Source organism: Nitrospira sp. ND1 (assembly GCF_900170025.1).
Classification (GTDB): domain Bacteria; phylum Nitrospirota; class Nitrospiria; order Nitrospirales; family Nitrospiraceae; genus Nitrospira_A.
The window spans coordinates 868,043-886,315 of the sequence record NZ_FWEX01000005.1 but is presented as its reverse complement, the minus strand read 5'-3'; the positions used below and the strand labels follow the sequence as shown (position 1 = coordinate 886,315).

17 protein-coding genes and 1 pseudogene are annotated in these 18,273 nt (G+C 57.9%); 10 read left to right on the top strand and 8 right to left on the bottom strand.

All coding sequences use genetic code 11. The annotated features are described in order from the left end of the window. Positions 1–14 precede the first annotated feature (14 nt). A complete protein-coding gene (locus NSND_RS04320) occupies positions 15–359 on the top strand; it encodes a carboxymuconolactone decarboxylase family protein (protein ID WP_080877777.1) in 345 nt (114 codons plus the stop codon). A gap of 102 nt (positions 360–461) precedes the next feature. Next, positions 462–1,637, top strand: coding sequence for a YncE family protein (locus NSND_RS04315; RefSeq protein ID WP_080877776.1), 1,176 nt, complete (start codon positions 462–464; stop codon positions 1,635–1,637). Between the two features lie 91 nt (positions 1,638–1,728). Here the strand turns inward: NSND_RS04315 and NSND_RS04310 are convergent, their stop codons facing one another. After that, complete coding sequence (locus NSND_RS04310) at positions 1,729–2,763, bottom strand: methyltransferase (RefSeq protein ID WP_080877775.1); 1,035 nt, start codon at positions 2,761–2,763, stop codon at positions 1,729–1,731. Positions 2,764–3,150: 387 nt separating this feature from the next. Continuing rightward, the gene (locus NSND_RS04305; RefSeq protein WP_235000162.1) at positions 3,151–4,239 is read right to left on the bottom strand and encodes a sensor histidine kinase; all 1,089 of its coding nucleotides are present in this window, start codon (positions 4,237–4,239) and stop codon (positions 3,151–3,153) included. A 5-nt stretch (positions 4,240–4,244) separates the two neighbouring features. Here NSND_RS04305 and NSND_RS21615 point away from each other — a divergent pair, with 5 nt between their 5' ends. Next, positions 4,245–4,559 (top strand): hypothetical protein, encoded by a 315-nt coding sequence (locus NSND_RS21615; protein ID WP_235000161.1) that lies wholly within the window; start codon positions 4,245–4,247, stop codon positions 4,557–4,559. 158 nt (positions 4,560–4,717) lie between these two features. Further along, positions 4,718–5,113 carry a hypothetical protein gene (locus NSND_RS04300; RefSeq protein ID WP_080877773.1) on the top strand — a complete coding sequence of 132 codons (396 nt, stop codon included), beginning with the start codon at positions 4,718–4,720 and terminating at the stop codon, positions 5,111–5,113. A gap of 109 nt (positions 5,114–5,222) precedes the next feature. On the opposite strand, the gene NSND_RS21805 is transcribed toward NSND_RS04300, so the two are convergent. Further along, on the bottom strand, positions 5,223–5,345 hold the full coding sequence (locus tag NSND_RS21805; RefSeq protein WP_255373841.1) for a hypothetical protein: 123 nt from the start codon (positions 5,343–5,345) through the stop codon (positions 5,223–5,225). Between the two features lie 112 nt (positions 5,346–5,457). Continuing rightward, complete coding sequence (locus NSND_RS04295; RefSeq protein ID WP_080877772.1) at positions 5,458–5,976, bottom strand: hypothetical protein; 519 nt, start codon at positions 5,974–5,976, stop codon at positions 5,458–5,460. A 192-nt stretch (positions 5,977–6,168) separates the two neighbouring features. Here NSND_RS04295 and NSND_RS04290 point away from each other — a divergent pair, with 192 nt between their 5' ends. The 4 genes from NSND_RS04290 (at position 6,169) to NSND_RS04275 (ending at position 7,729) form a co-directional block, all read left to right on the top strand. Next, on the top strand, positions 6,169–6,471 hold the full coding sequence (locus NSND_RS04290) for a hypothetical protein (RefSeq protein ID WP_013249313.1): 303 nt from the start codon (positions 6,169–6,171) through the stop codon (positions 6,469–6,471). A 21-nt stretch (positions 6,472–6,492) separates the two neighbouring features. Then, positions 6,493–6,756, top strand: a complete 264-nt coding sequence (locus NSND_RS04285; protein ID WP_080877771.1) for a hypothetical protein — start codon at positions 6,493–6,495, stop codon at positions 6,754–6,756. 45 nt (positions 6,757–6,801) lie between these two features. Then, positions 6,802–7,215, top strand: a complete 414-nt coding sequence (locus tag NSND_RS04280; protein ID WP_080877770.1) for a hypothetical protein — start codon at positions 6,802–6,804, stop codon at positions 7,213–7,215. A 97-nt stretch (positions 7,216–7,312) separates the two neighbouring features. Beyond that, positions 7,313–7,729 carry a DUF1398 family protein gene (locus NSND_RS04275; protein WP_080877769.1) on the top strand — a complete coding sequence of 139 codons (417 nt, stop codon included), beginning with the start codon at positions 7,313–7,315 and terminating at the stop codon, positions 7,727–7,729. 71 nt (positions 7,730–7,800) lie between these two features. Here NSND_RS04275 and NSND_RS04270 read toward each other — a convergent pair whose 3' ends face one another. Then, entirely contained in the window at positions 7,801–8,805 is a 1,005-nt protein-coding gene (locus tag NSND_RS04270) for a catalase family peroxidase (protein ID WP_080877768.1), read from the bottom strand. 253 nt (positions 8,806–9,058) lie between these two features. Next, the gene (locus tag NSND_RS04265) at positions 9,059–12,121 is read right to left on the bottom strand and encodes an AAA domain-containing protein (RefSeq protein WP_235000160.1); all 3,063 of its coding nucleotides are present in this window, start codon (positions 12,119–12,121) and stop codon (positions 9,059–9,061) included. 338 nt (positions 12,122–12,459) lie between these two features. Between NSND_RS04265 and NSND_RS04260 the strand changes: the two genes are divergently transcribed. Further along, positions 12,460–13,616 (top strand): IS3 family transposase gene (locus NSND_RS04260; protein ID WP_369974237.1). Its coding sequence is split into 2 segments (ribosomal slippage): positions 12,460–12,724 and positions 12,724–13,616, totalling 1,158 coding nucleotides; the frame shifts between segments, so codons are not numbered across the junction. Positions 13,617–13,881: 265 nt separating this feature from the next. Here NSND_RS04260 and NSND_RS21610 read toward each other — a convergent pair. After that, positions 13,882–14,502: pseudogene (locus tag NSND_RS21610) on the bottom strand (AAA domain-containing protein); the annotation flags it as partial. A 1,074-nt stretch (positions 14,503–15,576) separates the two neighbouring features. Further along, positions 15,577–15,903, bottom strand: a complete 327-nt coding sequence (locus NSND_RS04250) for a YnfA family protein (RefSeq protein WP_080877765.1) — start codon at positions 15,901–15,903, stop codon at positions 15,577–15,579. Between the two features lie 420 nt (positions 15,904–16,323). Here NSND_RS04250 and NSND_RS04245 point away from each other — a divergent pair, with 420 nt between their 5' ends. Beyond that, positions 16,324–18,222 carry a B12-binding domain-containing radical SAM protein gene (locus NSND_RS04245; RefSeq protein ID WP_080877764.1) on the top strand — a complete coding sequence of 633 codons (1,899 nt, stop codon included), beginning with the start codon at positions 16,324–16,326 and terminating at the stop codon, positions 18,220–18,222. Positions 18,223–18,273 lie beyond the last annotated feature (51 nt).

Here is an 18,273-nt window from a genome sequence, read left to right as displayed (position 1 = left end):
AAAGGAGATGCATCATGACGAACGCGACCACAACCGAGATGGATCAGACGACGAGCCTGTATGACATGACGAATCTGGAAAAGATGAAGGATCTGGGGACGCACGCCCCCGAGGCCATGAAGGCATTCGTGGCCTTCGACAAGGCCGCGCTGGCAGCCGGCGCGATTCCGGTGAAGTACAAGGAATTGATGGCCATGGCCGTGGCGTTCACCACGCAATGTCCCTACTGCATCGAACTGCATACGAACAAGGCAAGAGAGTATGGCGCGTCGGACCCGGAGATCGCCGAATCGGTGCTCGTGGCAGCGGCCTTGCGCGCAGGCGGGGCCATCACGCATGGCACCCATGCGATGAAGTGAATGTGAGGGGGGCGGCGGGCCGAGAGAGCCGGCCGTGCATACGCCTGGACAACGTACTCAGCCAAAGTGAGTCCAATTTCGACAATCGAAAAGGAGGCCACCATGAAACCATATAAATTGTTCGCGTTCACCCTGGGGTTGTTGCTTTCGTGCTCCACCCTCGCATCGGCGGAAATCCTGGCCCTGCTCAACTATGAGAGTAAGCCGGACCAGCCGGTGAGACGGGAGGGGATTGCCATCATGGACATCGATCCCGAGTCCGGGAACTTCGGGAAGATTCTGATGGAGATTCCACTGCCGCCCGATCTCGTGGCGCACCATATTTTCTTCAATCGCGATCGGAGCAAAGCCTATATCACGGCGCTGGGGAAAAGCATTCTGCATGTCGTGAATCTCAGGACGTTTCCCTATCGGCTTCAGGCGATCGACGTGCCGGACTGTCAGATGGGGGAGGATCTCGCCGTGTCGGAAGATAACCGGACCTGGTACCTGACCTGCATGGGCTCGGACAACGTCATCATGGGGGACGCGCTCCTCGATACGCCGATCAAAACGGTCAGCGCCGCGAAGCCGTCCCTGGCGACGATTCAGTATCCGCACGGCATTGCGATTCACAACGGCATCGATCGCCTGCTCGTGACCAGTACCGTCAAGCCGGATATGTCCGATGCGGGTGATTCGATCACGGTGCTGGAGGCCGCCAGCGGCAAGGTGCTCTCAACGCACAAGGTCTCGTCGAAACCATCTCCGGCAAAAGCCGCTCCCGTGGAAGTGATGTTCAGTCCCAATGCGAATCCTCCTGTCGTGCATATCACCAATATGCTCGAAGGAACGTTGTGGGCCGGGGTGTGGGACCCGGCAAGCAGAACCTTTTCGTTCCATCAGGCCGATGACTTTGGCTCCCGGCAGCAGGGCATGCCGCTCGAAATGCTCTACAACGCCAAGGGGGACCGCCTGTTCGTCACGACGGCCAAACCGGGTTTCGTCAATCTGTACGACAACAGCGATCCCCGGCAACCGAAGTTTCTCAAGACGATCGCCGCCGCGGGCGGTGCGCACCACAGCGTCCTGTCGCCGGACGAGCGCTACCTGTTCGTCCAGAACAGCTTCCTCAATCTGGACGGCATGAACGATGGGTCCATCACAGTGATCGACTTGAAGGCGGATAAGGTTTTGGGGAACATCGACACGCTGAAGGCGCAGGGGTTCAACCCGAACTGCATCATGCTGCTGCCCAATCAGCCGGGCGACCTGCGGGCCAGTCGCATCATCGACTGAGCCGGCGGGGACGTCCTGAGTCGAGAAAGCGCCAGGAGTACGGAGGGAGCCCTGTCTGCCGCCGTGCTCTTCGCTCACGTCAGATGTGACTTTATGCGAGCACCGCTTCGACGACGCTCACGGCTGTGTCCGTCGGCACGAGCCGGGTGAGACGGAATCCGGCTTTGCCGAGCAGCTCACGGTACTCAGATTCCGTGCGTTCCTGTCCGCCCGGACCCACGAGCATCATCATATCGAGCATCTTACCCGGATGCGGAGCGTTGTCGGACGGCAGCACCATCTCGATGATCAACAAGCGGCTGCCGGGTGTCATCGCGCGGCGGCAGTGGCCGAGAATGGTGAGGCATTGCGACTCGGTCCAATCGTGGATGATGTGCGACAGCAGATAGGCATCGCCCCCGCCCGGCACACGATCAAAAAAACTACCGGCCTCGATCGTCACGCGGTCAGCCAGGCCCCTGGCCTGAATCAGCGCCGGTGCGTCGCGAACCACATGAGGCAGGTCGTAGAGGATGCCGCGTGATGCGGGATTGCCGGTGAGAATCGTCGTCAGGAGATGTCCCGTGGCCCCGCCCACGTCGATCAGGGTCGATAAGCCGGAAAAATCGTAGGCGGCGGTGATGGCTGCCGGCTCCGCGCCATGAAACCCCATCATCGTTTCGCTGAACAACGACGCATCCTCGGGATGCTTGGCCAGCCAGTCGAACAGGGGCATCCCCAGCGATTGCTCAAATCCACAGCCCCCGGTCTGCACCGAATAGAGCAATTGCTCCCAGCCTCGCGACATCCAGTCGCTGGCCAGTGTCAGGATCGAAGGCCGTGCCGATCCCGGCGCGCCGGTCTTGAGCGCCTCCCCGAGCGGCGTTAAGGCAAAGCGGTGCGTGGCGTCCTCGGTGAGGATATTGAGGTTCGTGAGTGCCCGCATCAGGCGATAAAGCGAAGGGGCATGGGTTCCCGTGGGCCCGGCGAGGTCGTCGGCAGTCTTCGGCCCGCTCGCGAGGTGGTCGGCCAATCCCAGTTTGGCGGCGACGTAGGCAATGCGGGAGACCCAGTGGGCCATGGCCATCTGTATCAATTGGACGTGCGGGGGTGGCAGCGGAGCGTTGCTGTGATTGTTCTCAGGCATGCCGGGTTCCTCCGGGTATGATGTGAATGAAGCCGATGTTCCCTGTCCTCGGGAAAACGTTATACACGGTATGGGCGCCTCATTAAATTTCTTTTCTTTCAAGAAAGGACGATGCTCCAATTTCAGAACTCGTGCCGGGCTACGTTGCCGTTCTATAAGGCAGCCGGACAGTCGCAAGCAGATCGAATGGGACGGGACCATGCGCCGACAAGTTGTTCAAGCAGCGGATGGACCGGGAGATGAGGCGGGCGAGCAGGGGAAACCATAGGCCGAGCTGCCGAGTGAGTCGATCGGGGAACGAGACCGAATGAGGTGGAAGGGGGAGGAGTGGCCTGCGGTGCGCCGGGGAATGTGTGATTGCAAGACCTGACCCCGATTTGGTGTGCATTACGTAGGCTTGGTGTCGATGGTCGAGTGGCTGCCGAACAGCAGCACAAATTCAGATCCGCCGCCTTCCCGTGGTTGCACCCAGGCCCGGCCTCCATGCCGATGCGCAACTTGTTGGACAATGGCCAGTCCCGCGCCGGTGCCGTGCACCTCGCGCCCCACCGCCCGGTAAAACAGATGGAAGATCCGCTGTGCCTGTTCCGGTTCAACCCCGATCCCCCGGTCCCGCACCACGAGGCCGACCCTGTGGTCGGAGCCCTCCATGAGGCTGTAAGGGGCCAGGTCGATCTCAGGGGCCTCGCCGGCCCGATGAAACTTCAACGCATTCCCAATTAAATTGTAGAGCGCTTGCGTGACCCAGGTTTTATTGACGCGGAACGAGGGAAAGTCGGTGGCCACCTGGATGCGTGCTCTCGTGCGTCGAATCGTCTCATCGAGTTGTGCCCATGCTGCCTTGACCAAGTCCTCGCCACGGACCTCTTCGTAGGGCATCTCCATGCGTTGTGCCCTCGAGAGTGTGAGCAGATCCTCCATGAGCTGATACATCCGTTGTGCCGCCCGAATCACGCGATCGATGTAATCGAGGCCCTTTGCGTCCAGGCAGGTGCCGTATCGTTCGCGTACCAGTTGCGAGAAGTTCGAGATCGAGCGCAGGGGCTCACGCAGATCGTGAGAGCTCACGTACAGCAAGGTTTCCAAATCACGATTGCGCTGCTGGAGTTCTGCCGTGCGCTCCTGCACGCGCCGCTCTAACTCTTCATGGGACCGTCGTAACGCCTGCGCTGCCAGCTCACGGTCGGTGACGTCTCGCGCGATGGCATAGAGCCTGCCATCCGGGTGCGGGGAGGACTTCCACGACAGCAATCGCCAGGAGCCGTCTTTGTGCTGATAGCGGTTCTGAAATTCCAGGACCGGTTCGCCCCTGCCGATCTGACGCTCGACCTCTTGGAGCGTGTTGGCCCGGTCGTCGGGATGGACGAAGTCGAGGAACGGTCGACTCATCAATTCCTCGAGGCTCCAGCCCAATGTGCGCGTGAACGCGGGACTCAGGCGAGTGAAATAGCTCTCCGCGTTCGCAATGCAGAGCATGTCCAATGACAGCTCGAAAAATCGATCAAGTTCTGCCTCGCTCGGCCGAGGCGCATCGGGATGGGGGGCGGGTGCACCGTGAGTCGACGGCCGTTCTGGATGGTCATGCGGGAGAGGTAGGGACGGTGGCGTCATGGGCGGATCTTAGTGAAACCGCTACAGTCGTGCAAGACGTCTCTGCTCAGGCAGAGAGGCAAGGTTCCCGCATTGGCGCTGGAGGGGCGTTGGAGTCCTGTTTGCAGGAACTCGCCGTGCATAATGTGGTGATGGACGTCGAAGGATCGGTCAGGTCGCACGGCGGACGTGCTTCGATGCGGTAGCCAAAGCCTCCCTCCAGGGCCTCGCCGGCAGCCGCTGCCTGGCGCGAAGTGTCGAAGGCACGGGATGAACGAAACAGTCAGGCCGCGCGCATGCGAAGAAATAGGCGTCGAACGTAAAACTCCTTGGTGCTCTTCCGGTCCGGAGCTACACTGTGCCCATGGACAGCCGGCACCAGCGGGGCGGGCGGACAGGCGTGGGAATGTTCGCCGGGTTTCTGACAGGCTTCCTCTGGTTTTTTCTCAGTTTCGCGGCCATGTTTAACGGCGTGTTTGTTCTCCTGCTTTTCCTGCCTCCTGTGTATGCGCTATCGGGAGCGCTCCTCGTGTGGCTCTTCCGCCTGCCTCCGATTCATGCGGCGTTCTCCCTCGTGGGGTCGGCGTTACCCTGGGTGGCCTGGTTGTGGCCCGCAACCATCTCAAGCTCCGGTTGGCTGAAGTCCTTAGTATGGCCGGCCCTCCTTGTGACGGCTTTTGGGATGAGTGTGCTCGGTGCGCACCTCGTGGCTGCCAGACGGCGTCGTAAGCCGTCCCAGGCGGACCCGACTCCGGCCTAGCGCTTCATCGGTGGGGCCCCGCAATCGTCCGCTGCGCGTTCTCGGGATGTCTCGTCCGGGCGTCCTTCAGCACTCGCATCATGAGTCCGGGCATCGTCACACCGGCAGCTCACAGGTTGGGCGTCATTTCAGCGGCGACGAACGTGTTCATCTTGAGCAGTTCCAGCTCGATCAGCTTCTGATACTGCCTTACCCGCTCTACATCTGAGATCGTCGAGAGCGCTTGCACCACGTCATTCCAGTCCGGCGAAATGAGTGCGAGCGAGAGGTTCGGTCTGCGGATCTGTGGTCGATGCGAAGGAGGGAAATGGCTGGCTGGGACGTGGGATCGGAATCAGGTCAGTTCACTCGCGCACCCGTTCTGGCCTGAGGGCGGGACGTCCCTGCTGCAGGAGGAACCAGGCATAGAGCAGGAACAGCACCGTGAAGTTCGGGATGAGAATGGCTGACTGATTCCACTGCCACCCGTCGAATTTCCAATCAGAGAGAGGCCAGAGAAAGGGCGTTGGAAAGAAGGCGAAGGAATGGGTGGGAATGTCGACCAACACGTGCAAGCCCCAGGCGCCGAGTTCCCAGACCGGCCGCTTCGTCCAGAGCCAGAGCAAGGCAAAGACGGCGAGAAACAGCACGAAACTATGGGTGACATTGTAGAGATAATGAACGTAGGGCGGAATGGTGGATTCCGGCGGTGTGCCGTGACTGAAATCAGGCGTCGGCGACAGACCCAGTGTGGCCGCCACCCACAGGATGCCGAACGAGAACAGATCCGGCGCCATCCCAATCGCAAAGGCGAGGGAGAAGCTTGTGCGGTTGCGACGTCCAAACGCGAACGCTCCCCAGAGACCATGCGAGATGATATCCATGCGCTGTCTTTCCTCACGGGACTTTCCGCGACCTCATTATAGTCGGAGGCCTCACGACGAGGCTACTTCGCGACGTTCCCAATGACGGAAGATCGCTGCAGAGTCGGAACGATCATGTCCGACGGGAATTCGGATTCCCCTGCGCATACCCGTTCGCTATAATGCGCCCGAACTCTTGGAGGGAGGTGCTTTATGGCATTTAATCAGGTCGGAGATTTCTGGCTGGCGCCCGGTCAATCCACGCGTGTTCATATCGCCCTCGGGGGCCTGGTGAACGAGGCGGAATGGGGCGGGCATGATTTCGGTGCACAATGGATTATGGCCGACGGCGTCGGGATCAATCCGGTGCGGCTCATGGTCAGCCAGCACACCAAAGAGAAGAAGCCCATTCGCTTGCATCCCGGTTCGCCAAGCCCCATCGTCTATTCGGTGACCGTGACGAACATCGGGGAGGAATTGGCCCATTTTACGATTCAAGGCGGGGGCAACGTATAGACGTTCCGAAGGAGGTCGCCAGTGAAAGCCAAACGGACCATGCATGTGTTGACAGATAAGAAGGGTGCGATCCTGGGGGGAGGCGTGCTCATCCCCGGTAAGGATCACAAGGGAAAGCCGGTGCATATCCGGATCGAGCCGATGAAAGGGCAGTCGTTGAAAGAAGTCGCGATACCGGCGGACCTCGCAAGGCTGGAAGGAGTGGAGTTCTTCCGCCGGCTGCAGTGCGACTTTCACCTGCCGCGCGGCAAGAAAGAGTTGCTCCGGAAGGCCGGACGACGCTAGACGAGTGTCCTCGTCGCGGAGCCAGGGTGCCGCCCCGAGGTGGTGATGCGGCCTGTCGTCTCTATACTGCTTGGGCCCGAAGGACTGTGGATCGCCATCAGCCTTGTGGTCTATTTCGTTGCGGCGGGGAATGAACCTTCGACACCTGCAGGCAACGAGTTCCTCGAGACACTCTGGCTTGCGATTCCGTTGGCCGGGATTCCCCTCACATTTTTGACGTCCTATCTGCCGGGAGGGGGCGGCTGGTGGTGGCTCCTGCGCGTGGTGGTCGTTTCGTCTGTCGGCTTGCTGGTCGCCTCGTTTATCGCTGCCAACGGGGTCGATTATCACGATTCCCGAAACTCCGGCTTGCTCGGCGCGCCCGTATACAGCCTCTCAATCGGGCTCTTGCTCCTGGTGCCGCTCACGATAGTTGCTGCCGTTCTCGTTTGGAAAATGAACCGGGCAAGGACGAGATAACTGTGCCTGGTGTGAGTTTCTACGGCGGTAGGGAGAATGTGTGATTGCAAGACCTGACCCGATTTGGAGAGTTTTTTTGCTCTGAGAAGGAGGCCGCGTGAATTCCGACCTTGTACTTCAAGCCGCTCGTGCCAGCCTCACCGGCTCGCTGCCGTTTCCGGAGATCGTGCGGAATCTTATTCAGGCCGGTGTCGAGTACTACCATGTGGATTACATCCTGCTGCAGTTCACATTCTACGGGACGAACGCCGCAAGCGTCGTCGCTCCGCTGACCTTCGAAGGGTTGCCGGCTGTCGCGAAGGACTTTGATGTGGCCGCATTGCGCCAGACGATTCTGGATAGTCAGCAGGACGGGCAGCAGTTTCGTGAGTTCTCACAACGGGCCATGCGAGCCGGAGTGCAGGGCTACTTTGCGTTTCTGAAGGGCGCGCGCGTGACATATTTGGGCAGGCAAGGGGATCAGCACACCGAGTGGTTCCCCGGCGCGGAGCCGAAATCACGCGTTCGCGATTAAAAGCACGCCCGGTTCATGATCCGCAACCGGGTGGCGATACCATCAGGCGCAATCCAGCTATTGTTCTGGCGTCATTGAGCCTGGGCTCGTCGCGACAGAGACACGATATAGGACGCTGAACGGGCAGCGATCATCGGATCGGCAGCTTCGATACCGGGAACCAATGCTCCCGGCATGAAGAATAACTTCTTCTCGGCGGCTTGGCTGTCCGCCACGGCCTTGGTGATGGTGATCGTGCCCAATTCGATCTGCTTGCGAGTATCCGGCCACACGATCGTGGGATCGTCGATCTGGTCGTCTTTCTCCGCCACCTGCAGCATTAGTTTGAACTTGGCGGGACTTCGGCGCACCCGTTCACGTATCTCAGTGGTCAGATAATCGGGCTCCGCCGTGGCCAATTGTTCCTGGGTGAGAAAGTGCTCGCCCGCCACGGGTCGGAGTTGATAACGACCGAATGTGACGGCGCCTTTCGCGTTCGTGAACTTGAAGGAGTTGATCCCGAAATAGGGCAGCGTGGCGTAACTCACCGGTTGTGGCTTCGGGCTCTCCACGAAATGTTTGGCAGCCGGATGGGCGCCCAGAAACGTCTCGATAGCTGTGGGTTTTGGAGCATCGGGTCCGCTGGCCCCAACCGCGAGCAGAAAGTCCTTGAACTCCTCCGCCGTGGCCACGGGAAATCCGTTGAACGAAAGGACCACGAGATCCGTCTTGGACCCGTCGGGAAGTGAAAACTTAACGGCCATACCGCGCGGCATCTGGCTGGTGTCCGGAACGTTCGGCTGCCCTGATCCGGCGGAGAACCGCACTGTGACCGGAACCGGAGTCTTCTTCTTTTGCAGGTGAGCGGCTTTGCTCACCGAGGCCGCCGAAGCGGCAGGAGTGAACGTGCCTTCCAGGGCGACGCCTTTCGGGTGATTGGCGCGCATTCCAGGATGGACACCGAACACGCCGTTGAAGGCGTCGACGAGTTGTTCAGGCAGCGATTTCTGAGTGGCGGGCGCCTCTTGCGCCACGACAAGAGCGGGGAGAGTCAGTGTAACGGTGAGCGCGGCGGTGGCTGCGAGTGATCTCCACATAGGTGTGTCCCTCCTCGAAGGTTGTGGATTCGTCGACGTACAGCTGTACGCACGCTCACCCAATCACATCTGAAGACCAATGGCGAGGCTGGTTGGGAGCGCGGTGAAAACCCTACTCCTCCATGCCGAGTGAGTCAATCGGGCAACGAGACTGAATGAGGTGGAAGGGGAAGGGGAAGGAGTGATCCGCCGCGCATTGGAAAATATGTGATTGCAAACCTGACCCCATTTCATTGGCGCATGTCGTTTCCTGTTAGAGAAGCCTCAACCTTCGATTTTTTGCTTTGTAAGTCTCAATGCGGCCACGCGTCTCAAGGATGCTGACGGAGCGCATGGTTCGCTTCTCAAATGCTTCACGGGGCTTCCCACGCGTTGACACGCCGAGCTCTTTAAGGACGCGAGCGGTAAGCGAATGTAAGGTGCAAGACTGATTGGGGCACTTACCTAGAGCCTGAATAATAGCTTCTTGTATTTCCCCTGGGGTTATGTCTTCGGATTTCCGGCCAGATGGCGTGAAGTCAGTGCTTGGACTCTCCGATGGAAAGTTATCTTCGTCGTCTAGGCAATCGTCATTTGCAGCATTATCCATTTGCGATGTGCCCCAATCCCCTTTTTCTGAATTCTCTTCATGGGCTGGCTCCCTATCAGGTATGTTCGGGGAAATGCCTCTTTCTTCCAACGCTCCCCATAACCCTGCAAGCGCGTTCTCTTTGTTGGCATAAAAAGCTGCTTCTCTTACACGGAAGAATTCCCAACCGCATCGCTCTAACTGTCGCTGGCGTTGCATGTCGGCCTCGTAGCGGTCTGCCCCGTGCCACTGGTCGCCATCGCACTCCACAGCCAAGCGCGCCCGCCCGCCTTCAACGACGAGGTCAATATGCCTACCTGCGAATTCGTATTGGGGAAGCACCGTGAAGTTTTTGCGCAGGAGTGCAAGGGCAACGTCAACTTCGAACCAACTTTCGAATGGTGGGGGAGGATTCACAAGGCGCCGATTGTCCTGTGCTGCTCGCCGTTCAAGTTCGTTTCTCTCCAGTCCGGCAATTTGTCGTGGCTGCTTATTTTCAAAAAACTCCAGCAATCGCCGCCGAAGGCAAGTCGCGCTGAGGTCGTTACATGTCACTGAATGGAAGAGAATCATCTGATCGCGAGCACGGCTGGTTGCAACATTGAAGCGTCTTTCATCCGGGGCTTTGGAGAGAGAGCCAATTCTTTCGTTGGTGGCCGCGACTAGCGACAGGAGTATAATATCGCGCTCGTCGCCCTGGAAGTTGTAGGGATTGCCGCAGACCAGGCGCCGCCGCTCTATCTCCTCAGCGCCCAATCGCTCAAGCAATCGATGCTCAATCAATGCCGCTTGTGCCTCACCTTGAAGCACCACTACTCCTATTGTCTTGCCGTCGTACCGGCTGTCTTCGCACAGTTGGGCGATCTTTTCGACGATCGTCTCGGCTTCTGGGCGGTTAATCGTCCTGTTATGCGACCCTTCGCGATATCCACCGTCCACAAAAACGTGCTCCAACGGTGGTAGCCGATTCGGGCCATACTGCCTTAAGGGAATCAGTGGTGTGTCCGAGTAGCAAAGATCGTTGCTGAAACGAATGATTTCCGGCATGCAGCGGAAGTGCTCCCGCAACGTAATACGTCGAGTTCCATAGCGGAGTTTTCCATGTTCAAAAAGGCTAACGTTGATATCGAAGTATTCTTTAAAGCTGAAATCATATAAATATTCGTCCAACAATTTGCTTATTGGCGTAGCATCCTGAAACTCTCCACCGGGACTGATCTGTTTATCATCTCCGACGATTAAGATCTTTTTCCCGAGATAAAGAAGTGGTAATGCTTCAAACCCGCACTGCGAAGCCTCATCAACTATGACTACGTCGAACATGCCTGGCGTTGGGTCTACCGTGTCCCAGACGCGGTGCAAAGGCATCACCCATGCGGGAACGGCATCTTTGCACTTATTGAGGCTTTGCTGAGCTGCCTGACGATTACGAAAGTCGCGTTTGCCTTTGCCGGTTTTGGTCAGCGAATTGACGTACTTGCACCAGGCCTCCATGTGTCGGCGATGAGGCTCTTCCATTCGCTTAAAACAGAAAGACCACGCATGAAGTGCCGCGAGCTTGGCAACGACGCTGTTGATTTCCTCCTCGATCTGTTTTGCGCGCTTGGCGAGCGCCGGTGCGTCTTCCTGCCGAATGTAGTCTTCTATCCAATAGCGTGCCTGCGCCCATTGCCAGGCAGCGTCAATATGTTGGAGTCGTTCCTCCCAGTGGGGTTCGGTGCAAGTGTGTTCCAAGGACTTTGTAAGCTTCGGTAACAATTGGCGTAGTTCAGAGAGATCTTTATCCACCCGCTGAAGCAGTTCTCGTTGCCTGTTCAAATCCTGAATCATATTTGCGCAACGAGCAAATCCATCTCCGTCGCGACCGCGAACGGCCTTTAGCAAATCACTGCTTGCAGGATGTGCATCGTTTGTAGCAGCCCTGCGTGAAATCGCAGTCTCGATAGTCTGTATTTCCTCTGTGGCAAGCCGTTTGCGGATACGAGCTAAAGCGAGGCGACATGATGAGACCGCCCTATCAAGGTGGATTTCGTCGGTCCATACGGGCTCGCCCAGTTCTGGACATTGTCTCAGCGTTTCACGGGATTGGGCAATGAGTTCTTCCAGAGCCAAGGCACTTTCGAGCGCTTCACGTAGCGCTTTGAGGGTTGCTAGTTGGAGAGTGTATGGGCCTTGAATTTGTTCACTTCGTCCTTTCCAAAATCCCCATGCTTTCTCGAATTCGATGCGTACATATAGCGCGTCGGCAAGAGTTGAGAAATGTTCGCCGGTGGAGCAAAGACGCCCACCTATCTTGACAGACTGAACGACGTACAACCGCTCCTTCACTAGCCTGGGTCGAAAGATGCCCCAACCCAAACTGCCGCCATTCTCCAAGTGTTCGTTCAGAGTACGAGCGTCGTCAAGCAACGTTCGCATGTCAGTAGCATCTGGGAATTCGAGGTTGGTGTTGTCCGCGACCGCAACGTGTTTCTCGATTGCCGGAATAACGTCTCGCATAGCGCGCAGAAGTTCACGCCACAGGGATGAACTGCTGCTCGAGATATCGCGTAAGGCCTCTTTCATCCAAGAATGAGAGCTCGTCAACAATCGCTTCCGAGTATCGCGAAAAGCGGACAGCGCGTCGCAAATCGACTCGATGGTCACGGAACTGCTTTTTAGCAACATATTTGCGATGCGTACATCGGCGCCATTTTCCGAGTTCCGTTCATCCTCTATGGCACGGGCCTCACTCTTTACAAGGTCCACAAAACGTTCACTTGATGGCAGTCCCTCTGGCCATGTAAGCTCCAATTCTCTGCGGTTTGCCGGCGTGAATTGGCGTACAGCCGCTAGGATGCTTCGCATGGCGCTTGTGGACACTTGGCAAGATTTGTCAAAAGGAACGGAATCTACAAACCAGTCATGGGTAAATCGGTCGCGGTTTACGGCTTCAGCGATTCTGGCCGCTGTTCCACAATACGCACTCGCTGCTATCGAGTGCGTATGAGTTTCGGATTCCCGGATGTCGCGGAGGCGGCGGTTGACCTTCCCCCGATTTCACAGACACCTGTATAAGGAGGAATGTGATGAGATCGGAGGAAGGAATGACCACGAAAACCAGACGGCAGTACACGGACGAGTTTAAGGCAGAAGCGGTCCGGTTGGTCCGAGACTCGGCACGGCCTGTCACACACGTGGCCCGGGACCTGGGTATTGCTGACCATCTGCTCTACCGCTGGAGGGCCGAACAGCAGCAGGCGGAGGGGCAGGGCCAGACACGGCAATCGGCACGAGCCGAACAGGCGGAACTCGCCCGGTTGAGACGAGAGAATGCCACCTTGAAGCAGGAGCGGGATTTTTTTAAGCGTGCGGCGGCGTTCTTCGCGAAGGAGTCGCGATGAGATATCGAGTGATCCAGGAGCACGACCGTCGCTATCCCATCCGCGTGATGTGCCGTGCCCTCGCCGTTGCGGCGGCAGGCTATTACGCATGGCGGTCACGGCCGGAGAGTGCCCGGTCGAGCCAGACGCGTACACTCCTTTCGGCCATTCGGGTGATTCACCGAGAGTCGCGGGAGACCTACGGCAGTCCCCGCATCTGGAACGCCCTGGTCAAACAGGGGCACCGCGTTGGCGAGCATCGCGTGGCCCGGCTGATGCGCCACGGCGGCATTCGGGCGAAGACCGTGACGAAGTGGCGCGCCACCACCCAGTCCCAGCATCGGTTCCCCGTGGCCGCGAACACCCTTGATCGCGCCTTCACGGTTGCGGCTCCAAATCGGGTGTGGGCCGGAGACCTCACTTACGTGTGGACCATGGAGGGCTGGCTCTACCTGGCGGTCCTGCTGGATCTGTACTCACGCCGGGTGGTCGGCTGGGCCATGGGCCCCCGCTTAACGGGTGAGTTGGCCGAGCAGGCTCTCACCATGGCCTTGGTCAATCGAATCCCCAGGGCAGGGCTCGTGCACCATTCGGATCGCGGCAGTCAGTATGCCGCCACGAGCTACCAGCAGCGACTCACGGAGTATGGCCTCATCCCCAGTATGAGTCGCAAAGGCAACTGCTGGGACAACGCGTGCGTCGAAAGTTTCTTCGGGACGCTCAAGCGTGAGCTGGTACACCAGCGACCGTATGTCACCCGAGACGAAGCCAAGCAGGACATCTTCGAATACATCGAGGTGTTCTACAATCGGCAGCGTCAGCATTCGACCCTCGGCTATCACGCTCCAGTCGAGTTTGAAGCGAGGGCGGCAGTCGCGTAACCACGTGTCCACGAAATCGGGGGAAGATCAGGTTGACACGAGCCTTCTCTTCGCGGAGCTCCCTGAGGCGCTTCTCAAGTTCCTCTCGTTGATGGTCGGTGTCGGCCGGTTTCCACTCTTCGTTTTTGCGAAGTATGCCTCCGACACTCGCTTCTAGCGACTTCCTTTCCTCCTGCCCGCTGCCTAGTAGGCTGATGCACAGCGGCTTGATTTCTTTTGGGATCAGGCCGTTATCTCTTTGACGTTCTTTATACGGTTCGTGACTCTGGATGCCTTCCTTTTCATCGATTTCACCCAAAAGGACCTGCAATGCTCTCGGCGTCTTTGCAGTTACAAGTATGCGATTCCCAGTCGCCAGCAGATGGCAGATAAGATTTGCGATGGTATGGGATTTTCCGGTACCGGGCGGTCCTTGCACCAGTACACCGCTCGCCGATCGAATTTTATTCACAATGCGGCGTTGTTCATCGTTCGATGGTTTGGGGAAAAAGACCTCTCCATCAAAGCTATTGTTTGGGGCTTCGTGGCCATCGCCCGTTTCGCGATCGTTCTTGGGACGACATTCCGCAAGGTCTGCGAATTCACCGGGAATGTCTTGGCCGTTTTCAATCTGCTCCTTGATCCGTTTTAGGGTTTCGGTGAGGCCTTTGGCGGAACGTTTGCGTAAAATCACGGCGGGTGCAAATTCGGCGAGTGGTTTCGTCGATGTGCGGACGGTTTTGGGTCCCAATGAATCGTCGTAAACACCTTGCGAGTTGATCGAATGCACCAGGGCCTTAAGTACGCCTTCTATGCAATCTGTTTCCCAAGGGTCTTCAGCGGCTCTGGTCAATGAACCTTTCGCGGTTTCTTCCGCGCGAGTTGGCTGGTCTTCGATGTCGAGCATATCGAGCTCGGGCCGCAGGTTGGCACCTTCAGTGTGGGGGCGGATGGTAAATTTCCCCAAGCCAGCTTCAAATTCCAGAATGACGTCGGCAACGACTAAGTGCCGTCGGACTCGTTGCCCATTGGGCGTTTGCCAGGTAAGTAAGCCCAGGCCTAGTACGAGCTCGTATTCTTCGCCAAGGCGAAGTTGCGCTTGATGAATAGCGAAAAGTGCAGAATATACTTTATGTATCTTTTCCCAGGCATTGTGCTCTTCGATCCACGGTAACCACTTGCCTTGAAGGTAGCGATCCCATGCTTGCTGAACAACGAACTGATCTTCAAGGCGTTCCGTGTGTGGAATCGTTTCCGGCTGGTCAGATCCTTCAGACCAGTCAGGATTATGGATTTGGCGTGTGATCTCAGGACGGAGTTCCGGTAAATTGTGTTTGTTTCGAAGTGCTGAAGGGTTCACCCAGTCTTTGCATTGAGACGGGACCGCCGGCAGTTCTGGCTCGCGCCGAGTTTGCACCTCGATCCACTCGTCCGGTTCATGTTCCTCATCACGTCCCCATGCCTGCGTGTAGCAGCCTCGTTCCTGCGGAACGTCTGAGATCCAAAGAACGTTCTCGTATTCGGAAATGTCGCGGATCAGCTTTGTCCGAAGTGTCGCCAGCCTTAATAGGTAATCGAGAAGGCGAATCGCCTTCTGCGATTCTGGACTGCACACCTGCTGGTCGCTCAAGAGGTCACCTGTGCCAGTGGGTTTATTGGTCTAAGCGGATAAGTAGAGGGCGTCGCTTTGGCTCGTCTCTTGGGGCACCCTATTGGGCGTTGTCTTTTCTTGTGAAATCAATGAGCTCAGCAGAACAGGGCATTCCTTCCTACGCCTTGCAAGGTAGTAAATCAATCGTAAAATGTTGGCTGAAGTGTCTGTGGAATTGTATCCATTTTTTGTAGGCCAATGGCTGTCAGAGAGATGGAATGTGGCCTGGCGGGTTCCCTACGTGCGCGCGTCCAACGAGGGGAGTCTGCGACCGCGCGTTGCGCGAGCATGGGGAACCGCCAGGTCAGCCTCTTCCTCTTTCCCGTCTTTCTATCTCGGCCAATACATCATCACCGCCACTCCCACCAGGCAGACCATCGCGCCGATGACATCGAATCGATCCGGCTCCACGTGATCGACGAGCCACCCCCACAGAATCGACAGGATGATGAACCAGCCGCCATAGGCGGCATAGACCCGGCCGAAGTGCGACGGCTGGTAGGTCGGCACGATGCCGTACAGAATCAAGATGACCGCGCCCAGGAGGCCGACGCTCCAGTGGCTGCCGTTCCGCCACCATTGCCAGACTAAATATCCGCCGCCGATTTCGAACAGACCTGCCAGCACGAATAAGGCGATCGATTGTGTGATGAGCATGCGATTCTCCAATAAAGGGGATCGACTCGTGCTCACATAGCACGGTGGAGCGAAGGAGACAAATGCAGCCGCACTGCCTGACGCTTACGTCATATACTTCACTCTCCCATTCCCAGGGGGCGGCCTGTGTGGTCTCCTAACTGCGCGCGTCCAACGAGGGGAGTCTGCGACCGCGCGGTGCGCTTTCCACGCACCCTCACCGGAATAGCCGAGTTACCCTTCAACTTCGCGCATGGGACCAGCACGGCTTCACGTGCGCGTCCAACGAGGGCCTTCCGAGGCCGCGCGTTGCGCGAGCAAGAGGGCAATCAAGCCACTCTTGCATCTCCATCTTTTCCCCTCGTACAATGACGAACTCCAAGCCAACCCCTTGGCATTCTGACTGTTTCGGAGTGCCGGACCGATACAGGAGCCGCCTTCATGCGCATCGAGTATACGAAGGGCGAACGGGCTTCCAAAGAGCTGATCCTCCTCAATCGTCAAAGTTTCGAAGCCACCAGCGGCCGGAAAATGAAGGTCATGTTGATCTTCCCGCCCGATTGGTTTCCTTCCGAACCCTATCTCAGTCTCCCGTCCCTCACCGCCGTGCTTCGCCAGGCCGGTCATCAGGTCGTTCAAAAAGACATCAACCTTGAGATGTGGGATTGGTACTTCAGCGAGGACTTTCTGAAGAAGGTCTTGCGCCGGGTGCCGCAGCAGCTCGACCGGCTCCGCAAGCTGGCGAAGAAACGCGAACTTGAGGAATGGGAGCAGGATCTCCAGCTCACTCTCTGCGATTTAACGCGCCAACGGATCGATGACCTGATCAAGAAGGCGGAGAAGGCGAAGGCGATCATTCGCGGAGAAGTCTTCTACGAAATCGATCAGCTAGAGTGGGCTATTCATGTATTCCGTGAGGTCACATCGGTGATCTCGATGGTCTATGCCCCGGCGCGGATCTGCATGCCGCCGATGGAGACCGACCTCTCCTATAAAGTTTTCGTGTCGCATGAAGTGATGGACGCGGTGAACGACACCCAGGTGAACATCTACCGCGACGTGTTCGAGCATCTGGTGAAGCCGGCGATCGAGGCGGAGCAGCCGGACGTGGTCGGCATCTCGATCGTCTTGCAGCAGCAGATGTTTTCCTCCATGACCTTCTGCGCCCTCATCAAGCAGCACTTTCCCAACATCCATGTGACGATTGGCGGCAACACGGTCACGCGTCTGCGCGATGTGCTCCCGCAGTCGCCGCTGTTTCAGTACTTCGACAGTGCCGTGGTCTATGAAGGGGAGACGGCGTTCGTGCAGTTGGTGTCGGCGGTGGGGGCGAAGCGAAGCCTGGCCGATGTGCCGAACACCATCTATAAGGACGCGACCGGGGTGCATGTTTCCGCGACGAGTTTCGCCGAGGACATGGCCGCGCTGCCGCCGCCGGACTTCGACGGCCTGCCGCTCGACAAGTATTTCGTGCCGACCAAAATTCTGCCTTATCTGGCGACGCGCGGTTGTTACTGGGGCCGCTGCGAGTTCTGCGACCACGGCGAAGGCTACACGGCTGGCTACCGCACGAAGAAGATTCAGGACATTCTGGCCGAGGTGACCTATCTGCGGGACAAGTACGGCGCGCGGCATTTTCACTTCACCGATGAGTCGTACCCGCCGGCCCTGTTTCGCAAGCTGACGCGCGGCCTAATCGACAGCAAGATGGGCATCGCCTGGACCACGCACATGCGGTTCGAGAAGAGCTTGCTTGAGGATCAGGTTTGGCAGGATGCGAAGGCCTCCGGCTGCAAATATCTCCACTTCGGCTATGAGTCGGGGAACGAGCGCGTGCTGAAGCTGATGGACAAGGCGACCACGACCGAGATCATGACGAAACACCTGAAGTACACCGCCGAGGCCGGCATCTGGAACCACTGCATGGGCTTCTTCGGTTTTCCCGGCGAGACGCGGGAGGAAGCCTGGTCGTCGGTGGAGTTTCTGGAGCAGAACAAGGACTATGTGCATTCGCTGGGGTTCGGCACGTTCGACCTCGGCCGGCATAACCCGGTGGCGAAACATCCGGAGAAGTTCGGCGTGACCGCCTACAAGAATCCCGAGTGGGATCTGGCGCTCGATTATTACTTCACCGTGAAGCAGGGGTTGAGCATCGAGGAGGCCGAGCGGGTGTTTGAAGAATTCGAACGGAATCACAATCCCGGCTGGGACCTGCGGCTCTTCATCCGCGAATACATCTTCCTCTACATCGCGCAGTTTGGGTTGCAGAAACTGCCGGACCTGCAGTTCCGTTCGGCGAGGGTCGCCACGGTACCGCCGTCCTTAGCCGGAAAGATGTAACGAAGGCGTGAGACGTGAAAGGCGAAACGTCAAACGGGAAACGTAACATGC